This is a genomic window from Bradyrhizobium sp. SZCCHNS3016 (assembly GCF_032484535.1).
Lineage (GTDB): Bacteria > Pseudomonadota > Alphaproteobacteria > Rhizobiales > Xanthobacteraceae > Bradyrhizobium.
In genome coordinates, this window is sequence record NZ_JAUETE010000002.1 from 489505 (window position 1) to 507644 (window position 18140).

An 18140-nucleotide genomic window follows, 5' to 3' on the forward strand; every position below is an offset into this window, starting at 1 on the left:
CTCTCAACGGGCGCCTTGTCCTGACCCGCGGGGGAAGGCGCCGGCACCCGGCCGTCCGAGACGGCCGGGCCTGACCTCTTGAACTACTCGGCGGCTTCCGACGTCGGCGCCGGTCCGAGCTTGGAGTTGTGCAGGTCGACGTTGAGGCCGAGCGAGCGCATTTCCTTGACCAACACGTTGAACGATTCCGGAATACCGGCCTCGAACGTGTCGTCGCCGCGCACGATCGCCTCGTAGACCTTGGTGCGGCCGGCGACGTCGTCCGACTTCACCGTCAGCATCTCCTGCAGCGTGTAGGCCGCGCCGTAGGCTTCGAGCGCCCACACCTCCATTTCGCCGAAACGCTGGCCGCCGAACTGGGCCTTGCCGCCCAGCGGCTGCTGGGTGACCAGCGAGTACGGGCCGATCGAACGCGCATGGATCTTGTCGTCGACCAGATGGTGCAGCTTCAGCATATAGATGTAGCCGACCGTCACCTTGCGATCGAACGCATCGCCGGTGCGGCCATCATAGACCGTCGACTGACCGGATGCGTCGAGGCCGGCGAGCTTCAACATCTCCTCGATGTCGGCCTCCTTGGCGCCGTCGAACACCGGTGTGGCGATCGGCACGCCACGGCTCAGATTGTGACCAAGCTCGATCAACTCGTTGTCGTTGAGCGACTTGATGGTCTCGTCATCGCCGTAGATCCGCTTCAGGGTCTCCTTCAGCGGCTTCACGTCCTGCTTCGACAGGTAGGCATCGACCGTCTGGGCGATGCGCTTGCCGAGGCCGGCGCAGGCCCAGCCGAGATGCGTCTCGAGGATCTGTCCGACGTTCATGCGCGAGGGCACGCCCAGCGGGTTCAGCACGATGTCCGCATGCGTGCCGTCCTCGAGGAACGGCATGTCCTCGATCGGCACGATCTTGGAGACGACGCCCTTGTTGCCGTGACGGCCGGCCATCTTGTCGCCCGGCTGGATCTTGCGCTTCACCGCAACGAAGACCTTGACCATCTTCATCACGCCTGGCGGCAGCTCGTCGCCACGCTGCAGCTTCTCGACCTTGTCGAGGAAGCGCTGTTCCAGCCCCTTCTTCGACTCGTCGTACTGCTTCCGCATGGCCTCGATCTCGGCCATCAGCTTGTCGTTCGGCGAGGCAAACAGCCACCACTGCGACTTCGGATACTCGTCGAGCACCGCGCGCGTGATCTTGGTGTCCTTCTTGAAGCCCTTCGGACCGGAGATGCCCTGACGGCCATCCAGCATGTCGGCGAGACGGCTGTAGACGTTGCGGTCCAGGATCGCCTGCTCGTCGTCGCGGTCCTTGGCCAGACGCTCGATCTCTTCCCGCTCGATCGCCAGCGCACGCTCGTCCTTGTCGACGCCGTGCCGGTTGAAGACGCGGACTTCGACGATCGTGCCCTGCACGCCCGGCGGCACCCGCAGCGAGGTGTCGCGCACGTCCGAGGCCTTCTCGCCGAAGATGGCGCGCAGCAGCTTCTCTTCCGGCGTCATCGGGCTCTCGCCCTTCGGCGTGATCTTGCCGACCAGGATGTCGCCGGCACGCACTTCCGCGCCGATATAGACGATGCCGGCTTCGTCGAGGTTCTTCAGCGCCTCTTCCGACACGTTGGGAATGTCGCGCGTGATTTCCTCCGGACCCAGCTTGGTGTCGCGGGCCATCACCTCGAATTCCTCGATGTGGATCGAGGTGAAGACGTCCTCCTTCACGATCCGCTCGGAGAGCAGGATGGAGTCCTCGAAGTTGTAGCCGTTCCACGGCATGAACGCGACCAGCACGTTGCGGCCGAGCGCGAGCTCACCGAGATCGGTCGACGGACCGTCAGCGATGATGTCGCCCTTCTTGACGATGTCGCCGACCTTCACCAGCGGACGCTGGTTGATGCAGGTCGACTGGTTCGAGCGCTGATACTTCATCAGCCGGTAGATATCGACGCCCGACTTGGTCGGATCGAGATCCTCCGTGGCGCGGATGACGACGCGGGTGGCGTCGATCTGGTCGATCACGCCGGAGCGGCGCGCCGCGATCGCGGCGCCCGAGTCACGGGCCACCACACCTTCCATGCCGGTACCGACGAACGGCGCCTCGGCGCGAACCAGCGGCACGGCCTGGCGCTGCATGTTCGAGCCCATCAGCGCGCGGTTGGCGTCGTCGTTCTCGAGGAACGGGATCAGCGCCGCGGCCACCGAAACGAGCTGCTTCGGCGACACGTCCATGTAGTCGACCTTGTCGGGCGTCATCGGCACGACTTCGCCGGCGTGACGGCAGACCACGAGGTCCTCGGTGAAGCGGCCCTTGGCATCGAGCGGCACGTTGGCCTGCGCGACGCGGTAGCGCCCCTCCTCCATGGCCGACAGATACACCACCTCGTCGGTGACCCGGCCGTCCTTGACCTTGCGGTACGGCGTCTCGACGAAGCCATACTTGTTGACGCGGGCGAAGGTCGCCAGCGAGTTGATCAGGCCGATGTTCGGACCTTCCGGCGTCTCGATCGGGCAGATGCGGCCGTAATGCGTCGGATGCACGTCGCGCACCTCGAAGCCGGCGCGCTCGCGGGTCAGACCGCCCGGTCCAAGCGCCGACAGGCGGCGCTTGTGGGTGATCTCCGACAGCGGGTTGGTCTGGTCCATGAACTGCGACAGCTGCGACGAGCCGAAGAACTCGCGCACGGCAGCGGCGGCAGGCTTGGCGTTGATCAGGTCCTGCGGCATCACGGTGTCGATGTCGACGCTCGACATGCGCTCCTTGATGGCACGCTCCATGCGCAGCAGGCCGATGCGGTACTGGTTCTCCATCAGCTCGCCGACCGAGCGGACGCGGCGGTTGCCGAGATGGTCGATGTCGTCGATCTCGCCCTTGCCGTCGCGCAGGTCGACCAGGGTCTTGATGACCGCCAGGATGTCTTCCTTGCGCAGCGTGCGCTGGGTGTCCGGCGCATCGAGCTCGAGGCGCATGTTCATCTTGACGCGGCCGACCGCGGAGAGGTCGTAGCGCTCGGCATCGAAGAACAGCGACTGGAACATCGCCTGCGCCGAGTCGAGCGTCGGCGGCTCGCCCGGACGCATCACGCGGTAGATGTCGAACAGCGCATCCTCACGCGTCATGTTCTTGTCGGCCGACAGCGTGTTGCGGATGTAGGGGCCGACATTGACGTGGTCGATGTCGAGCAGCGGCAGGTCCTTGTAGCCCTGCTCGTTCAGCACCTTGAACAGCTTGTCGGTGATCTCCTCGCCGGCCTCGGCGTAGATCTCACCCGTCTTCGGATTGACGAGATCCTCGGCGATGTAGTTGCCGAGCAGCTCCTCGTCCGACATGCGCAGCGCCTTCAGCCCCTTCTCCTGGAGCTGGCGGGCGGCGCGCACGGTGAGCTTCTTGCCGGCCTCGAGCACGACCTTGCCGGTGTCGGCGTCGATCAGGTCGTTCACGGTCGAATAGCCGCGGAACCGGTTGGCGTCGAACGGAACGCGCCAGCCTTCCTTGATGCGCTTGTAGATCAGCTTCTTGTAGAAGGTCGACAGGATCTGTTCGCCGTCGAGGCCGAGCGCGAACATCAGCGACGTCACCGGCAGCTTGCGGCGACGGTCGATGCGCGCGAACACGATGTCCTTGGCGTCGAACTCGATGTCGAGCCAGGAGCCGCGATACGGAATGACGCGGGCAGCGAACAGCAGCTTGCCCGACGAATGGGTCTTGCCCTTGTCGTGGTCGAAGAACACGCCCGGCGAACGGTGCATCTGCGAGACGATGACGCGCTCGGTGCCGTTCACGATGAAGGTGCCGTTCATGGTCATGAGCGGAATGTCGCCCATGTACACGTCCTGCTCTTTGATGTCCTTCACCGACTTCGCGCCGGTTTCCTCGTCGATATCGAACACGATGAGGCGCAAGGTCACCTTGAGCGGCGCAGCGAAGGTCATGCCGCGCTGGCGGCACTCGTCGACGTCGTATTTCGGCGGCTCGAACTCGTAGCGGACGAATTCCAGCATCGAGGTGCCCGAAAAGTCGGAGATCGGGAACACCGAGCGGAACACCGCCTGCAGGCCCTCATCCGCTCGCCCACCCGTGGGCTCGTCCACCATCAGGAATTGGTCGTAGGACGCCTTCTGAACCTCGATGAGGTTCGGCATCTCCGCGACTTCCTTGATGTGTCCAAAGAACTTGCGAACGCGTTTGCGACCGGTGAATGTCTGCTGCGCCATCGTGGCCTCTCATTTCGTCGCCCGGAGGGGCGAACCTTCCGAAACAGCGGCTGCCACCGCCCCTTCGGGTTGAATTTCGATCCATTTCGAGGATCTGAGGCCCAAAGCCGGAACGGAAACGTCCCAGCTCTGTTCTTCAGACCAGCAAAACGCAAAACGACGCGCGAGGCGCGAGGGCGCACCCGCTCGTCACAACCATCTCGTCACGGACTGCAAAAGCCCGAAATTGCCTATCTCCCAACGGTCTAAAGGCGGAGACGCCACTCCACCGATAACCGGCTTTTCGTGCTGCCGACCCAATATGGGCCGACGATAGCCGAGATTCGAGGGGGAAGCCCCTAAATCTCCACACTTTTCCGTGTTCGGCCCGCAACGGGCGATCCTGTTGCACGCCTTTTGCAGTATCCCGGCCCGACCCGACACCTCTGCAAAACTCTTTTGTCCCGATGATGACCGGGCGATGTTACCGCCCGGTCACCATAATCTCTCGAAACCTTCGGACCTGCCTTAGGCCGCCGGAAGGCTCCGCTTGCAATCTTGCGATTACTTGAGGTCGATCTTGGCGCCAGCCTTCTCGAGCTGAGCCTTGATCTTCTCGGCCTCTTCCTTGTTGACGCCTTCCTTGACCGGCTTCGGGGCACCCTCGACCAGGTCCTTGGCTTCCTTCAGGCCCAGGCCGGTGATGGCGCGGACTTCCTTGATGACCTCGATCTTCTTGTCGCCGGCCGAAGCCAGGACAACCGTGAACTCGGTCTTCTCTTCCGCCGGAGCGGCAGCGGCAGCAGCCGGGCCAGCAACCGCGACGGCGGCAGCGGCGGACACGCCCCACTTCTCTTCCAGGAGCTTGGCGAGCTCGGCGGCCTCGAGAACGGTGAGCGAGGACAGGTCGTCGACGATTTTCTGCAAGTCAGCCATTGATCTACTTCCTTAAGATGGTTCGGTTCGAAACCAGGTTTTGAGTGTTTGCGAAGGGCGTCAGGCCGCTTCGCCCTTTGAGGCATGAGCCTGAATGACGCGCGCGACCTTGGCCGCGGGTGCGTTGGCGAGCTGGGCGAGCTTGGTCGCCGGAGCCTGGATCAGGCCGACGAGCTTGCCGCGCAGTTCGTCCAGCGACGGCAGCGAGGCGAGAGCCTTGACGCTGTCGACATTCAGGACGGTTTTACCCATGGAGCCACCGAGGATGACGAACTTTTCGTTCGCCTTGGCGAATTCCATGGCAACCTTGGGCGCCGCGACAGGATCGTTCGAAGTTGCGATCACGGTCGGCCCCTTCAACAGGGGACCGATGCCGACGACGTCCGTGCCTTCAAGAGCAATTTTGGCGAGACGGTTCTTCGAGACCTTCACCGACGCGCCCGCCTGCTTCATCTGCATGCGCAGCTTCTGCATCTGGGCCACGGTGAGGCCGGAATAGTGAGCGACGACCGCGACGCCCGTGGTCTTGAAGACCTCGTGCAGTTCCTCGACCGCCTCTTTCTTTGCCGCTCGTTCCACAGCAAGCTCTCTCCGGTTGGCGGCCTTCGCCCGAAAGCGGGACCGCCGGGTTGCACCCGCCGCCCCACCAAACCTGACCTCCGGACGGAAGAACCCGAGGACACGCAAGGCAAAACGGCGATGAATAGCCTGCCCTTCCGCAAGGCTTTATCGGCCCACGGAGTGTCGAGGTTCGAACCAAACCTGCATGCCACCACGACAGAGGCAGTGGACATGCCGAAATCCGGTCTTCACCCGTCTATGCAGGCTGGACGATTAAGCCATTGAGGAAATTGAATTCCGCGCCGGCGCCTGCAGTCTCGGACAGGATCGGGGTGATCGGCGGACCGACCTCCCCTGCGGCATTCGAGAGCAGAAAGATCCTTCTTCCTTCCGGGTCATCCAAACGGATATCCTCAAAAGGAATGCTGGATCCTCTAGGCTTTCGGAATGCGCGCACGAGCGCGCCAGCAAATGCCAGCCCGCCCGGAAGCCGGTTCTTTAACGGGTCCACGGCGACTTGCCAAGACCCCCAAGAGCAAAAATCGCACCAGTTGGGCAGTTCGCGAGGCCCCACGAGCATCCGCCAGCGCCTGACGGGCGAAGGCGAGAGCAGCATGCGGGTTCCCACGCTCTCTCCCCCGTCATTGCGAGCGAAGCAATCCAGGGTCGAGAAGGAAGTCTGGATTGCTTCGTCGCAATGACGGCGCTCATGACGGCCGAGGTCTCACACCGGATAAGTGTAGGCCGTCTTCACCGTCGTATAGAACTTGCGCGCGTAGGAGCCCTGCTCGCGGGCGCCGTAGCTCGAACCCTTCCGGCCGCCGAACGGGACGTGATAGTCGACGCCGGCGGTCGGCAAGTTGACCATCACCGTGCCGGCCTCGCTGTTGTGCTCGAAGTGCGAGGCGTATTGGAGGCTGGTGGTGCAGGCGCCCGCCGCGAGACCGAACTCGGTGTCATTGGCGATTGTCAGCGCCCCGTCGTAGTTCTTTGCGCGGATCACGCAGGCGACGAGCCCGAAGATCTCCTCGCGCGCAATGTGCATGGTGTTGGTGGCCTCGGTAAATTGCGCCGGCTGCATGTAGAAGCCAGGCGTCTCGCGGTTCAGGAGCTCGCCGCCCCAGGTCGGCTTGGCTCTGGATCACGATCTAAAAGTTCGTGTCGTAGCGGTGATCCATGACGCGCCGCGTCAGGATTCGAACTTTTTCGATCCTCGGCGCATCCTTCCGTCTATGGGGTTCAACAAGCTATGGATCAGCAGCTGTGGATCATCAAGCTCCTATCGGACCGACCGATGCCGAACTGGCCGTCGCCGCTCGCGGCGGCGATTGTGCCTACCTTGGGCTGTTGCTGGAACGTCATCGCGCGCGGCTGTACGCGGCGGCGCTGCGAGTGCTCGGCTACGGTCCCGAAGCCGAGGATGCCGTCCACGACACGTTCATCATCGCGCTGAGGCACATCGGGGAGCTTAAGGACCCTCAGGCGGTCGTCGGCTGGCTCTTCACCGTGCTGCACCGCTGCTGCCTGGGACAGTTGCGCCGAAGACGGCGCGAGGTGCTCACCGCCGAGGTGCCCGATCGCCCCGACGAACGGCCAAGCGTCGAGGAGCGGCTGGAGAAAGTCGCGCTTCGCGAATGGGTCTGGGACGCGCTGCGCAAGCTTCCCGAACCGCTGCAGGCCACCGCCATGCTGCGATATTTCGGCAGCTATCCATCTTATGAGGAACTGGCCGCCATCCTAGCCGTCCCGGTCGGAACCGTCCGCAGCCGGCTGTCGGAAGCCAAGCGCAAGTTGGCCGAGATGCTGCTCGAGACGGCGGGCCTCGTCGATCCCGACGCCAGGTTGCAGTCACGCCAGCACCAATGGTTCTATGACGAGCTATTTCGCGGTCTCAACCGCGCTGGCGAGCGCGACCGTTATCTCAGCCATTTCGCGGAAGATCTCCACCTCGTCCGTGGAGGGGGCAAGCCGGTATTCGGGCGGTCGTTCATTGCCCAGGAAGTCATCGAGGATAACGAAGCCGGCGTTCTCTTCGAACCGCAGCGCATCCTCAGCGCCGGCAACGTCAGCGTGATCGAGGGACGGTTCGTCAATCCCCCGGAGGATCCGTTCCATTGCCCTCCGGGTGTCTCATTCGTGGTTTTTCGACGCGACAGCAAGGCCAGGCGCCTGCATATCCATCTTTCGCCGCGCCCACCCGGAATCGACGACGACTGATCGAACTTTCTCTCTCGGCCGGGCCTCCTTTGAGTCCGCACCCATCACATGGCGCGGACCCAAATGGTTCAATAGAGGTGAGAGAACATGTTCAACTTCGCAGTTCGTGACTTCGTTTCCAGCAGCGTTAGGTTCAGGTTGCGGCGGTCACACCGGGTCTTCACGGGCGCTTTGGCTTCGGCCGTCATCTGCGCGGCCGTGTTCGCATCCAGCCTCTGCCTAGCCGGCCAGGCAGAGGTCGATGCCACCTACAAGGACATCAAGCAGACGCTCGGCAAGGTGCCAGGCTTTCTCCACCAGGTTTCGAAAGCCGCGCTGCCGGGCGCCTGGGCCGAGGTGAAGGCGCTGCAGTTCTCGAACGAAACCGCCCTGCCGCCGAAGGTGAAGGCTCTGATCTCACTTGCCGTCTCCGCCCAAATCCCCTGTCGGTACTGCATCTGGGAAGACACCGAGAACGCCAAGCGGGCAGGTGCGACGAAGGACGAAATCGAGGAAGCCGTCGCGATCGCCGCGGTGGCCCGGCACTGGAGCACGATCTTCAACGGCATGCAGGTCGATTTTGAGACCTTCAAGAAGGAGCTTGGCAGCGACGCGCAAGCGACTCCGCCTGCCAAATAAGGCGAACACCATCGGCAATGTGCCAAATCGGGATGCCGAACGGAAAACGCTGCCGTCGGCATCCCATGGCGTGACTTAGAAACCCACGATTGGAAGGAGGCAAGGATGCCCATAGTTTTCGGAGAAGCTGTCAGCACGGTGAAGGATATCGTGTCCGTGATGAAGAAGCATGGCGATGCGGTGCGCGGGACCTACCGTGCCCGCTACCGCTTCGATCCGCAGTCAAGCGATCCCTACACAACACCGCTTCTGGAGCGGCCGGCGAGCCTGAAGGACAATGCCCCGTCTGTCGTCTATCCCTGGGAACAGATCTTCGCCGCTGCAGCCGTCTGTGCCGGCTCGGACTATCCGATGCTGGCGGCGCATGCCGGCATCGATCTGCGTTCGGTCGAGTTCGTCGCGGAAGGCGTGTTCGACCCGCGTGGTGAATTCGATGGCCTCGAAGGGCTCGAGGCGCCCGTCGAGGCCCGGCATTGCTACCTATCCCTCCACCTCCGCGCCACCTTGAGTTCCTCCGCACCGCGTGCCGAACTCGAGAAGATCCATGAGCGCGCCATTTCCCACAACATGGTGCTCGGCGCACTGAGGGGAATCCCCATGACCAGCGAGCTTGTGGTTCGGCAGGCGTAGAGGTCAGATCGTCGCGTCCATGCCTGATGACTCGCGTCCACACTCAAGCATCAAGGCTCTGATGGCCCACCATATCGCATCGTCCAGATCGGCACCTGACCGGGCCCATACTCATTTCCGATCCACAGTGGCCGCAGATCTGCAGATAGGCGTAAGGCGTGCCATCGAACATCACCCACGCTCGCAATGACGAGGAGGGAGTTCGTCACGTCCCGAGCATGGCAACGTTCGCGCGATCTGTCGGGTGTCGTCGCACCCGCCAGGGCCGTGCCACCTACCCCTTCGGGCAGGCCCCACCGGCGTCGGCCCAGGCCTTGATCAGCTCGCCGAACTGCTTCTGGCTGCCCGGGGCTGGCGTCCGCCCCGCTCCCGGATTCCAGCCCCAGCCGACCAGGTCATCCTCAGCCATATGATGAATCAGCTGGGCCATGGTCTTGCCGCCGTTGAGCTTCGGGTCCTTGATCTGGGTGCAGATCTGGCCGAGCGATCGGCCCTGCCAGGCCATCTCGATCGGCGCCAGCTGCCACTTCGGATTGCCGGGCACGCGCGCCGGGTCGAAATTGGCTTCGTGGTGACAGGTCGTGCAGGCGAGCCCGCCGGGCGCGCCCATGCCGGCCTCGCCGCGGACCACCAGCGGCTGGTGCGGAATCATCTTGTCGGTCTGGGTCGGCCGGTCGCCGGCCGGGTGGCAGTTCATGCATCGCGGCGACTGCAGCACCTTGCCGGCCTCTTCGAACAGCGCGACGGCGCGCTCCTCCTTGTTCTTGATCTTCGCGAAGTCCGCTGCCGGCTTCAGGCCATTGGCCACGCGGGTCGCCTCGGGCGCGGCATAGGCGCGCTGAAGCCCCGGATAGGCCGCGACGGCAACCGCAGCCAGGCAGCCGGCGAGCAACGCCATCGCCCCCGTTCTAACCAGTCTCATGCAGTGTCTCCCGGCCGGATCGGCAATTGCGTGGGGCGCGGCAGGCCGAGCTTCGCCATGGCGTTGGCGACGGCCGGTCCGAGCGGCGGGACGCCGGGCTCGCCTACCCCCGATGGCTTCTCTGTCGACGGCACGATCGCGACCTCGATCTCGGGCATCTCGTGGATGCGCAGCGAGCGGTAGGTATCGAAATTGCCCGACACCGGACGTCCCTCGTCGAGCGGCTGCTGCGCATAGAGGATGTGGCCCAGCGCAAAGCCGATGCCGCCCTCCATCTGGGCTCGGATGATGTCGGGATTGACCGCGACGCCGCAGTCGACAGCGCACCAGACCTTGTGCACGACCGGACCGTCGGCGCCCATCGACAGCTCGACGACCTGGGCGACGTAGGTGTTGAAGCTCTCGACCACGGCAACGCCGCGGGCGCGGCCCGCCTCGAGCTTGGCGCCCTTCCAGTCCGCGAGCTCGGCGACCGCCTTGAGCACACCGGCGTGACGCGGCTTGTCGGCCATCATCGCCAGTCGCCCCTCCACCGGATCCTGGCCGGCGGCTTCGAGCAGCTGATCGACGAACGCCTCGACAGCGTAGCCGGTATGGGTGTGGCCGACGGAGCGCCACCACAGCACGGGCACCCCGACATCGACCTGGTGCAGGTCGCAGCGGAAGTTCGGCACCTGGTACGGGATCTCGTTCGAGCCCTCATAGGCGGTCGCATCGAGACCGTTCTTCATGGTCATCGCCTCGAACGGCGAGCCCTTCATGATCGACTGCCCGACGATCGTATCCGACCACGCCACGATCTTGCCGTCGCGAACGACGCCGCGCATGCGGTGCAGGCTGAACGGCCGGTAGTAGCCGCCGCGCATGTCGTCCTCGCGGGTCCACACCAGCTTGACCGGACGTCCCGGCCCGATCGCCTTGGCGACTTGCGCCAGCTCCATGGCGACATGGGTCGACTGCTGCGCGCGCCGGCCGAAGCTGCCGCCGGCGAGAATCGTCTTGAGATCGACCTTGGCGATGTCGAGCCCCAGCACCTGCGCGATCACGGCGTGATCAGGCGTCGGAAACTGGCTGCCGTAGCGCGCCGACGCGGTGTCGCCCTTCCAATGCAGGAAGGCGTTGATCGGCTCCATCGGCGCATGGGCCAGATAGGGGAACACGAACTCGGTCTCGATCAGCTTGCCGCCCTTGGCGATCTCGGCGTCGACGTCGCCCTCCTGCTTGACCAGCGCACCCTGCTTCTTCGCACGCGCGCGAAACTCCTCCAGCAGCTGCGCCGTGCCGCGCGTCTCCGCCTTGCTGTCGTCCCAGGTGATCTTGAGCAGGTCACGTGCCGTTTTCGCCGGCCAGAAGCCCTCGGCATAGACGGCTACACCGTTCGGCACCTCCTTGACGTCGACCACTCCCGGCACGGCCTTGGCCGCCGACGCGTCGAACGACGCCACCTTGCCGCCGAACCGTGGCGAGCGCGCCACCAGCACGGTCAAGGTCCCCGGATCCTTGATGTCGATCGTGTACTCGGCCGAGCCGTTCGACTTCGCCACGCTGTCGAGCCGGGTTACAGCGCCTTCCTTGCCGATCAGCTTGAAGGCGGAGGGATCCTTGAGCTGCGGGTTCGCCGGCACCGGCTGTTGCATCGCGTTGGCGGCCAGCGCGCCGAAACCGCTCTGCTTGCCGGAGGGATGTCTGACGATACCTTTATCGACCGTGATCTCCTCGGCCGGCACCTTCCATTCGTCGGCAGCCGCTGCCACCAGCATCGAGCGTGCGGCGGCGCCGACCTTGCGCATCTGCTCGTAGGAATTGGCGATCGCGCTCGAGCCACCAGTGCCCTGCACCCCGAACAAGAGATTCTTGTAGAGCACCGGATTCGAGGGCGCATGATCGGCGCGCATCTGCGACCAATCGGCATCGAGCTCCTCGGCCACCAGGGTGGCCATGCCGGTGAACGGGCCCTGTCCGAACTCGATGTGCTTGCAGAGAACGGTGACGGTGTCGTCCTGGCCGATCACCAGAAACGTGTTCGGCGCGATGTTGACGGATTTTGCCGCGGCAGCGTCCTGCGCGTAGGCGACGCCGTTGCGCGCGACATAGGTGGCGAGCACGAACCCAGCGCCGGCTTTCAACAGCGAGCGGCGCGACAAGGTCGCAGCGGCTTCAGATTTCACATGAAGGTTCATGATCAGCCCTCCAGAGTCTTGGCGGCCGAATGAATTGCGGCGCGGATGCGGACATAGCTGGCGCAGCGGCAGATGTTGCCGTTCATTGCGAGATCGATGTCCTGGTCGGTGGGCTTCGGGGTCAGGCTGAGCAGCGCGGCGGCGCTCATCACCTGGCCTGACTGGCAGTAGCCACATTGTGGCACATCATGCGCGGCCCATGCCTTCTGGACGGCAACCGCCTCTTTGCTGGAGAGTCCCTCGATCGTCGTCACTTCGCTCTTCCCGACTGCCGACACCGGCAACGAGCACGAGCGCACGGTCTGGCCGTCGAGATAGACTGTACAGGCCCCGCATTGCGCTACGCCGCAGCCATATTTGGTGCCGGTCAGCCCAACATTGTCGCGAATGGCCCAGAGCAAGGGAGTGCCGGGGTCGACATCAACCTGATGCTCCCGCCCATTGATCTTCAATGTGAACGCCGCCATGGCCCCTCGCTCTATCTGTCGTCCTAACAGCAAGAGTTAGAAGCATTCGAGAATGGTTCGCAATTCACAGAGATGTGCAGTGCGTCAAAATATTTCTGGGCGGGGCGGAACGTTTGGACGTAGCCCGCATCAGCGTCAGCCACAGCCCGCAAAGGCGAAGCGGCATGGGGGATGGTCCGTCCCGGGTCGTTCCGCTCGCCCGGGCTACGAGCTACTTGACTTGATAAGGCATCATCTCGCCGGCGAAGAACGCCGTGAGATTCGCCACCACGCAGGCCTGCATTGCGACGTGCGACTCCCTGGTGTTGCCGCCGATATGCGGCGTCACCACCACATTGGGCAGGGAGGTCAGCTCATCCGGCGCATGCGGCTCCGTCTCGAACACGTCGAGACCGGCACCGGCAACGGTACCCTCCTTGAGCGCCGCCACCAGCGCCCGCTCGTCGATGACCGAGCCGCGCGAGATGTTGACGATGTGGCCGTCGGTGCCGAGCTTCTTGAGGAGGTCGGCGTTGACGACGTGGGTGGTCTCGGCGCTGGCGCGGACGGCGATCATCAGCACGGTGCACCATTCGGCGAGCGCATCGAGGCTCGGGAAATATTGATACGGCAGATCGTCATAGCGGGTGCGGTTGAAATAGCCGACCTCAGTCTCGAAGGCGGCTACGCGGCTCGCGATCTTGCGGCCGATCTCGCCCATGCCGTAGACGCCGACCTTGCAGCCGGCGAGACTGGGCGGCGGCTTCATCAGCGGCGATGGTTTTGCGGACGCCCAGCCCCCGTCGCGGACATAGGCGTCTGCCACCGTCAGCCGCCGCGTGGTCGCCAGCATCAACATCACAGCGACGTCTGCGACCGCCGCGGCATTGGCGCCCGGGCTGTGGCCGACGGCGATGTTACGGGCCGCGGCCGCCTTCAGGTCGACGCCGTCGTAACCGGTGCCATAGCAGACGATGGCCCCGAGCGCCGGGAGCCTGTCCATGTCGGCAGCCCCCAGCGGCGTGCCGCCCGCCGTGATCAGCGCCCGGATCCGCGCGACCTCGTCCGCCGGAAACACCTCGTGCGCCGGCTTGCCGCCGCTGTCGAGCAGATCGAACCGATCGGCAAAGCGCTGGGTCAAGGATTTCGGCAGGCGGGAATAGATCAGGACCTTGTCGGGCATGTCGGCCGGTACTCCAAAATGCGAAGGGCGGGATCGATGAACGATCCCGCCCTCCCCAATCTAACCTATGCTTGGCCGCTCAGGCGAGCACGGTGCCCGGCTCGACCTTGACGCCCGGGCCCATCGTCGAGGAGACGGCGACGCGCTGGACGTAGGTGCCCTTGGCGCCCGCCGGCTTGGCCTTCACGACCGCATCCGCCAGCGCCTTGATGTTCTCGACCAGCTTGTCCTCGGCGAACGAGGCCTTGCCGACGCCGGCCTGGATGATGCCGGCCTTCTCGACGCGGAACTCGACCGAACCGCCCTTGGCGCCCTTGACGGCACCGGCGACGTCCATGGTCACGGTGCCGATCTTCGGGTTCGGCATCATGCCGCGCGGACCGAGCACCTTACCGAGGCGGCCGACCAGCGGCATCATGTCGGGGGTGGCGATACAGCGGTCGAAGTCGATGTTGCCGTTCTGCACCTTCTCGACCAGGTCCTCCGCGCCGACGACGTCGGCACCGGCGGCCTTGGCTTCCTCGGCCTTGGCGCCGCGGGCGAACACGCCGACGCGCAGCGTGCGGCCGGTGCCGTTCGGCAGCATGACGACGCCGCGGACCATCTGGTCGGCGTGGCGCGGATCGACGCCGAGGTTGATCGAGACCTCGATGGTCTCGTCGAACTTCGAGACGGCCCGCTCCTTGATCATCTTGATCGCGTCAGCAAGCGGGTAGAGCTTGGTGCGATCGATGCCCTCGCGGGCCTTCTTCAAACGCTTTCCGAGTGCCATGGCGCCTTACCCCGCAACTTCCAGACCCATCGAGCGGGCAGAGCCCTCGACCATCTTCATGGCCGACTCGATCGAGTCGCAATTCAGGTCCTTCATCTTCTTCTCGGCGATCTCGCGCACCTGCGCCTTGGTCACCTTGCCGGCCTTGTCGCGGCCCGGCGCCTTCGAGCCGGACTGGATCTTGGCAGCCTGCTTGAGGAAGTAGGACATCGGCGGGGTCTTCATCTCGAAGGTGAAGGACCGGTCCGCATAAATGGTGATGACCACCGGGATCGGGGTGTTCTTCTCTTCCTTCTGGGTCTGCGCGTTGAACGCCTTGCAGAACTCCATGATGTTGAGACCGCGCTGACCGAGCGCGGGGCCGATCGGGGGCGACGGGTTGGCCGCACCGGCCGGAACCTGAAGCTTCAGGTAACCGGTTACTTTCTTTGCCATTATGACTCTCCAACGCGTTCGCGATTCTGCCTGATGCGAACGCAACGCCTTCGGGCGACAAAACCCTCAGGCGAGGTTTGGGACCGTGGTCCGGCGCGCTTGATCCGGCTGGCAAAGCCGGTCACGCCTCCCACGAACGAAATCGCCCCCCGGTTGGGGAGCGAAGGGCGCCCGATACACGAGATCGGACGAAAAGGAAAGGGCTGAGCCCTTTCGTAGCCCGGGCGAGCGCAGCGCCCCCCCCCCCGGGGGGCATCGCCGGCATCGGTGTGAACCCGGATGTCGCTGCGCTCATCCGGGCTACGACCCCATGAGGCTCAGCCGACGATCTTCTCGACCTGGTTGAACTCGAGCTCGACCGGGGTGGCGCGGCCGAAGATCGACACCGCGACCTTGACCCGCGAGCGGGCCTCGTCGATTTCCTCGACCACGCCGGAGAACGAGGCGAACGGGCCGTCGGCGACGCGGACGTTCTCGCCGATCTCGAACGACACCGAGGATTTCGGCCGCTCCACGCCTTCCTGCATCTGGTTCAGGATGCGCATCGCCTCGCCTTCGGAGATCGGCATCGGCTTGTTCTCGGCGCCGAGGAAGCCGGTCACCTTGGGCGTATTCTTGATCAGGTGGAACGCCTCGTCAGTCAGCTTCATCTTCACCAGCACGTAGCCGGGGAAGAACTTGCGCTCGGCGTCGATCTTGCGGCCGCGGCGCACCTCGGTGACCTTCTCGATCGGCACCAGCACCTGCTCGAACAGGTCCTCGAGATTGCGCTGCTTGGCCTGCTCGCGGATCGACTCCGCGACCTTCTTCTCGAAGTTCGAATAGGCGTGGACGATGTACCAGCGCTTGTCGGAGCTTTGCGTTGCGGTTGCCATCAGTGAATGCCCAGCACGAGGGTGATGAGATAACGGATGATCTGATCGGCGGCGAAGAAGAACACCGAGGCCAGCGCCACCATCACGAACACCATGATCGTGGTGATGGTGACCTCGCGACGGCTCGGCCACGAGACCTTGGCGGTCTCCGAGCGCACTTCCTGCAGGAATTTGAACGGGCTGGTAGCCATCGTCAGGGGTCCGCGTCCGTCATCGGACGATTGAAGAGTTGACTGGGAAAACCGAACAGCCGTCCTTGGCCCACCCTCTTGTCGGAGAGATGAGCCGAATCCACGGGCTCGCTTGTTCGGGGAGTGAAAAGCCGCGCCGGATATCCGCTTTTATCGCGGGCCGGCTGCAGGTTGTCGAGATATCTACTGTCGGGCCGGCCAAAGGTCAAGATATGGGCATGCCGGGCGTCGGCGGCCATTCCCGCGTCAGGCCCCCGCCTGGTCCGCCACAACGCGGTTTTTCGTGCAACGGCAGGCCATTTCCGCACCACGGCAGGTTGAGCAGTTGCCGCGACGAAATGCCCGTGGTGGAGCGGCTCCTGCTCTTGCCGGGCCTGCGCCACCCGCTCATTCTCGCCGCACAAGAACAATCCGGAGGAAACCCATGACCTTTGCCCCGCGCAAGGGACGGACGCGCCTTGCCGCCGTCAGCCTTGCTGCTCTCGGTCTTGCCGCTCTCGCCCTCACCGCCGTCCCTGCCTGTGCCCAGGCCCAAGCCCCGCTCAAGATCGGCGTGCTTAGCGACTTCTCGTCGGTCTATTCGGACATCGGCGGCCAGGGCAATCTCGAGGCCACCAAGCTCGCGGTCGAGGAGTTCGGCGGCAGCATGTTCGGCAAGCCGATCGAGGTAATCAGCGCCGATCCGCAGAACAAGGCCGACATCGCCGCCGCGATCGTGCGCAAATGGTACGAGAACGAGGCCGTCGACATGATCATCGACATGCCGACCTCGGCGACCGCGCTCGCCGGCATGGAGATGTCGAAGCAGTTCGAGAAGCTGATGATCGTGACGGATGCCGCGAGCTCCGACATCACCGGCAAGTCCTGCTCGCCCTACACCGTGCACTGGACCTACGACACCTACGGCAACGCGCACACGGTCGGCAGCGCGATCGTCAAGAACGGCGGCAACACCTGGTTCTTCATCACCGCCGACTATCTGTTCGGCCATTCGATCGAGCGCGACACCGGCGACGTCGTGCGCGCCGCCGGCGGCACGGTGGTCGGCAGCGCAAGGCATCCGCTGAACAACCAGGACTTCTCGTCCTTCCTGCTGCAGGCGCAGGCCAGCAAGGCCAAGATCATCGGCATGGCCAATGGCGGCGGCGACACCATCAACACCATCAAGCAGGCCGCCGAGTTCGGCATCGTCGCCGGCGGCCAGAACCTCGCCGGCATCGTGATGTTCATCTCCGACATCCACAGCCTCGGCCTGAAGCTCGCCCAGGGCCTGATCATCACCGAGGCATATTACTGGGATCTCAACGACCGCTCCCGGGCGTTCGGCAAGAAGTTCTTCGAGCGCATGAAGCGGATGCCGACCATGAACCAGGCGGCGACCTACAGCGCGACCCTGCACTATCTCAACGCGGTCAAGGCAGCAGGCAGTCGCGACACCAAGCCGGTGCTCGCCAAGATGCGCGAGACCCCGGTGCGCGACGCCTTCACCGAGAACGGCTTCGTCCGCGAGGACGGCCGCATGGTGCACTCGATGTTCCTGTTCGAGGTGAAGAAGCCCGAGGAGTCGAAGGGCCCGTGGGATTATTACAAGGTGCTGGCCGAAGTGCCCGGCGACCAAGTGTTCCGGCCGATGAAGGACGGCAACTGTCCTTATGTGAAGCAATAAGGGGTTGCTGAAATGCATTCGGGGCTCGCGCATCGCGGGCCCCGGCCTAACTGCTTCTGTCGATTTTGGCGGTAAGTGCTTGATCTCGCTGGCAGGAGTGGAGAGGCTCGAACTCTGCTGCTATTGCGAAAAACTGCTGAAGTTTCAGGGATCTTTGACCTAACCGGAAGCCATGTGTACACCGGTTTTGTGCATCGGGACAAGTCGCCGTAGAGCTGGCTTTTTGTCGGACGACCGTGGATGCTCGATCCATCAGCACTGTCTCTGATCGCGCTGAGTGCATTTGGAGCTTTCTAGTAGCCGTAACACTCATGGGTGGTAGCGACA

At 64.1% G+C, this 18140-nt stretch carries 17 protein-coding genes and 1 pseudogene; 4 read left to right on the forward strand and 14 right to left on the reverse strand.

Translation table 11 applies throughout. The features are described from left to right. Window positions 1–83: 83 nt before the first annotated feature. From rpoB to QW881_RS06545, 5 genes and pseudogenes are all read right to left on the reverse strand, one after another. A complete protein-coding gene (gene rpoB / locus QW881_RS06525) occupies window positions 84–4202 on the reverse strand; it encodes a DNA-directed RNA polymerase subunit beta (RefSeq protein WP_315754200.1) in 4119 nt (1372 codons plus the stop codon). A gap of 543 nt (window positions 4203–4745) precedes the next feature. Continuing rightward, window positions 4746–5117, reverse strand: a complete 372-nt coding sequence (gene rplL / locus QW881_RS06530; RefSeq protein WP_315737591.1) for a 50S ribosomal protein L7/L12 — start codon at window positions 5115–5117, stop codon at window positions 4746–4748. Between the two features lie 60 nt (window positions 5118–5177). Further along, a complete protein-coding gene (gene rplJ / locus QW881_RS06535; protein WP_315737590.1) occupies window positions 5178–5696 on the reverse strand; it encodes a 50S ribosomal protein L10 in 519 nt (172 codons plus the stop codon). Between the two features lie 238 nt (window positions 5697–5934). Continuing rightward, entirely contained in the window at window positions 5935–6294 is a 360-nt protein-coding gene (locus QW881_RS06540) for a hypothetical protein (protein ID WP_315754198.1), read from the reverse strand. Between the two features lie 108 nt (window positions 6295–6402). After that, a pseudogene (locus QW881_RS06545) lies at window positions 6403–6813 on the reverse strand (aldehyde dehydrogenase family protein); the annotation flags it as partial. A gap of 128 nt (window positions 6814–6941) precedes the next feature. On the opposite strand from QW881_RS06545, the gene QW881_RS06550 reads away from it, so the two are divergent. The 3 genes from QW881_RS06550 (at window position 6942) to QW881_RS06560 (ending at window position 9143) form a co-directional block, all read left to right on the forward strand. Then, window positions 6942–7895, forward strand: a complete 954-nt coding sequence (locus QW881_RS06550; protein ID WP_315754196.1) for a sigma-70 family RNA polymerase sigma factor — start codon at window positions 6942–6944, stop codon at window positions 7893–7895. An 87-nt stretch (window positions 7896–7982) separates the two neighbouring features. Next, window positions 7983–8513, forward strand: coding sequence for a carboxymuconolactone decarboxylase family protein (locus QW881_RS06555; protein ID WP_315754194.1), 531 nt, complete (start codon window positions 7983–7985; stop codon window positions 8511–8513). Between the two features lie 159 nt (window positions 8514–8672). Next, window positions 8673–9143, forward strand: a complete 471-nt coding sequence (locus QW881_RS06560; RefSeq protein ID WP_315754548.1) for an OsmC family protein — start codon at window positions 8673–8675, stop codon at window positions 9141–9143. Window positions 9144–9417: 274 nt separating this feature from the next. Here QW881_RS06560 and QW881_RS06565 read toward each other — a convergent pair whose 3' ends face one another. The 9 genes from QW881_RS06565 to QW881_RS06605 form a co-directional block, all read right to left on the reverse strand. Continuing rightward, window positions 9418–10065 (reverse strand): Isoquinoline 1-oxidoreductase subunit, encoded by a 648-nt coding sequence (locus QW881_RS06565; protein ID WP_315754192.1) that lies wholly within the window; start codon window positions 10063–10065, stop codon window positions 9418–9420. Beyond that, window positions 10062–12245, reverse strand: a complete 2184-nt coding sequence (locus tag QW881_RS06570) for a xanthine dehydrogenase family protein molybdopterin-binding subunit (protein ID WP_315754190.1) — start codon at window positions 12243–12245, stop codon at window positions 10062–10064. The genes QW881_RS06565 and QW881_RS06570 overlap by 4 nt, the downstream gene beginning before the upstream one ends. 2 nt (window positions 12246–12247) lie before the next feature. Beyond that, window positions 12248–12712 carry a (2Fe-2S)-binding protein gene (locus QW881_RS06575; protein WP_315754188.1) on the reverse strand — a complete coding sequence of 155 codons (465 nt, stop codon included), beginning with the start codon at window positions 12710–12712 and terminating at the stop codon, window positions 12248–12250. Window positions 12713–12923: 211 nt separating this feature from the next. Continuing rightward, window positions 12924–13874, reverse strand: coding sequence for a 2-hydroxyacid dehydrogenase (locus QW881_RS06580; RefSeq protein ID WP_315754186.1), 951 nt, complete (start codon window positions 13872–13874; stop codon window positions 12924–12926). A 79-nt stretch (window positions 13875–13953) separates the two neighbouring features. Continuing rightward, window positions 13954–14646: a 50S ribosomal protein L1 gene (gene rplA / locus QW881_RS06585; RefSeq protein WP_315754183.1), complete on the reverse strand. Its 693-nt coding sequence runs from the start codon at window positions 14644–14646 to the stop codon at window positions 13954–13956. Between the two features lie 6 nt (window positions 14647–14652). Next, window positions 14653–15081: a 50S ribosomal protein L11 gene (gene rplK, locus QW881_RS06590; protein WP_012045056.1), complete on the reverse strand. Its 429-nt coding sequence runs from the start codon at window positions 15079–15081 to the stop codon at window positions 14653–14655. A gap of 317 nt (window positions 15082–15398) precedes the next feature. Further along, complete coding sequence (gene nusG / locus QW881_RS06595) at window positions 15399–15956, reverse strand: transcription termination/antitermination protein NusG (RefSeq protein WP_284423110.1); 558 nt, start codon at window positions 15954–15956, stop codon at window positions 15399–15401. Next, a complete protein-coding gene (gene secE, locus QW881_RS06600; protein WP_006611822.1) occupies window positions 15956–16147 on the reverse strand; it encodes a preprotein translocase subunit SecE in 192 nt (63 codons plus the stop codon). The genes nusG and secE overlap by 1 nt, the downstream gene beginning before the upstream one ends. 2 nt (window positions 16148–16149) lie before the next feature. After that, window positions 16150–16386, reverse strand: coding sequence for a hypothetical protein (locus tag QW881_RS06605; RefSeq protein ID WP_315811490.1), 237 nt, complete (start codon window positions 16384–16386; stop codon window positions 16150–16152). Between the two features lie 185 nt (window positions 16387–16571). Here QW881_RS06605 and QW881_RS06610 point away from each other — a divergent pair, with 185 nt between their 5' ends. Beyond that, window positions 16572–17813, forward strand: coding sequence for an ABC transporter substrate-binding protein (locus QW881_RS06610; RefSeq protein WP_315737583.1), 1242 nt, complete (start codon window positions 16572–16574; stop codon window positions 17811–17813). The last annotated feature ends 327 nt before the right edge of the window (window positions 17814–18140 follow it).

Bases quoted from the DNA above. Each gene is read 5' to 3' on its own strand.
- secE (WP_006611822.1), bottom strand. From the start codon at position 16,147: ATGGCTACCAGCCCGTTCAAATTCCTGCAGGAAGTGCGCTCGGAGACC.
- rplA (WP_315754183.1), bottom strand. From the start codon at position 14,646: ATGGCACTCGGAAAGCGTTTGAAGAAGGCCCGCGAGGGCATCGATCGC.
- nusG (WP_284423110.1), bottom strand. From the start codon at position 15,956: ATGGCAACCGCAACGCAAAGCTCCGACAAGCGCTGGTACATCGTCCAC.
- QW881_RS06580 (WP_315754186.1), bottom strand. From the start codon at position 13,874: ATGCCCGACAAGGTCCTGATCTATTCCCGCCTGCCGAAATCCTTGACC.
- QW881_RS06540 (WP_315754198.1), bottom strand. From the start codon at position 6,294: ATGCTGCTCTCGCCTTCGCCCGTCAGGCGCTGGCGGATGCTCGTGGGG.
- rplK (WP_012045056.1), bottom strand. From the start codon at position 15,081: ATGGCAAAGAAAGTAACCGGTTACCTGAAGCTTCAGGTTCCGGCCGGT.
- QW881_RS06555 (WP_315754194.1), top strand. From the start codon at position 7,983: ATGTTCAACTTCGCAGTTCGTGACTTCGTTTCCAGCAGCGTTAGGTTC.
- QW881_RS06565 (WP_315754192.1), bottom strand. From the start codon at position 10,065: ATGAGACTGGTTAGAACGGGGGCGATGGCGTTGCTCGCCGGCTGCCTG.
- QW881_RS06610 (WP_315737583.1), top strand. From the start codon at position 16,572: ATGACCTTTGCCCCGCGCAAGGGACGGACGCGCCTTGCCGCCGTCAGC.
- QW881_RS06605 (WP_315811490.1), bottom strand. From the start codon at position 16,386: ATGGCCGCCGACGCCCGGCATGCCCATATCTTGACCTTTGGCCGGCCC.
- rpoB (WP_315754200.1), bottom strand. From the start codon at position 4,202: ATGGCGCAGCAGACATTCACCGGTCGCAAACGCGTTCGCAAGTTCTTT.
- QW881_RS06560 (WP_315754548.1), top strand. From the start codon at position 8,673: ATGAAGAAGCATGGCGATGCGGTGCGCGGGACCTACCGTGCCCGCTAC.
- QW881_RS06570 (WP_315754190.1), bottom strand. From the start codon at position 12,245: ATGAACCTTCATGTGAAATCTGAAGCCGCTGCGACCTTGTCGCGCCGC.
- QW881_RS06575 (WP_315754188.1), bottom strand. From the start codon at position 12,712: ATGGCGGCGTTCACATTGAAGATCAATGGGCGGGAGCATCAGGTTGAT.
- rplL (WP_315737591.1), bottom strand. From the start codon at position 5,117: ATGGCTGACTTGCAGAAAATCGTCGACGACCTGTCCTCGCTCACCGTT.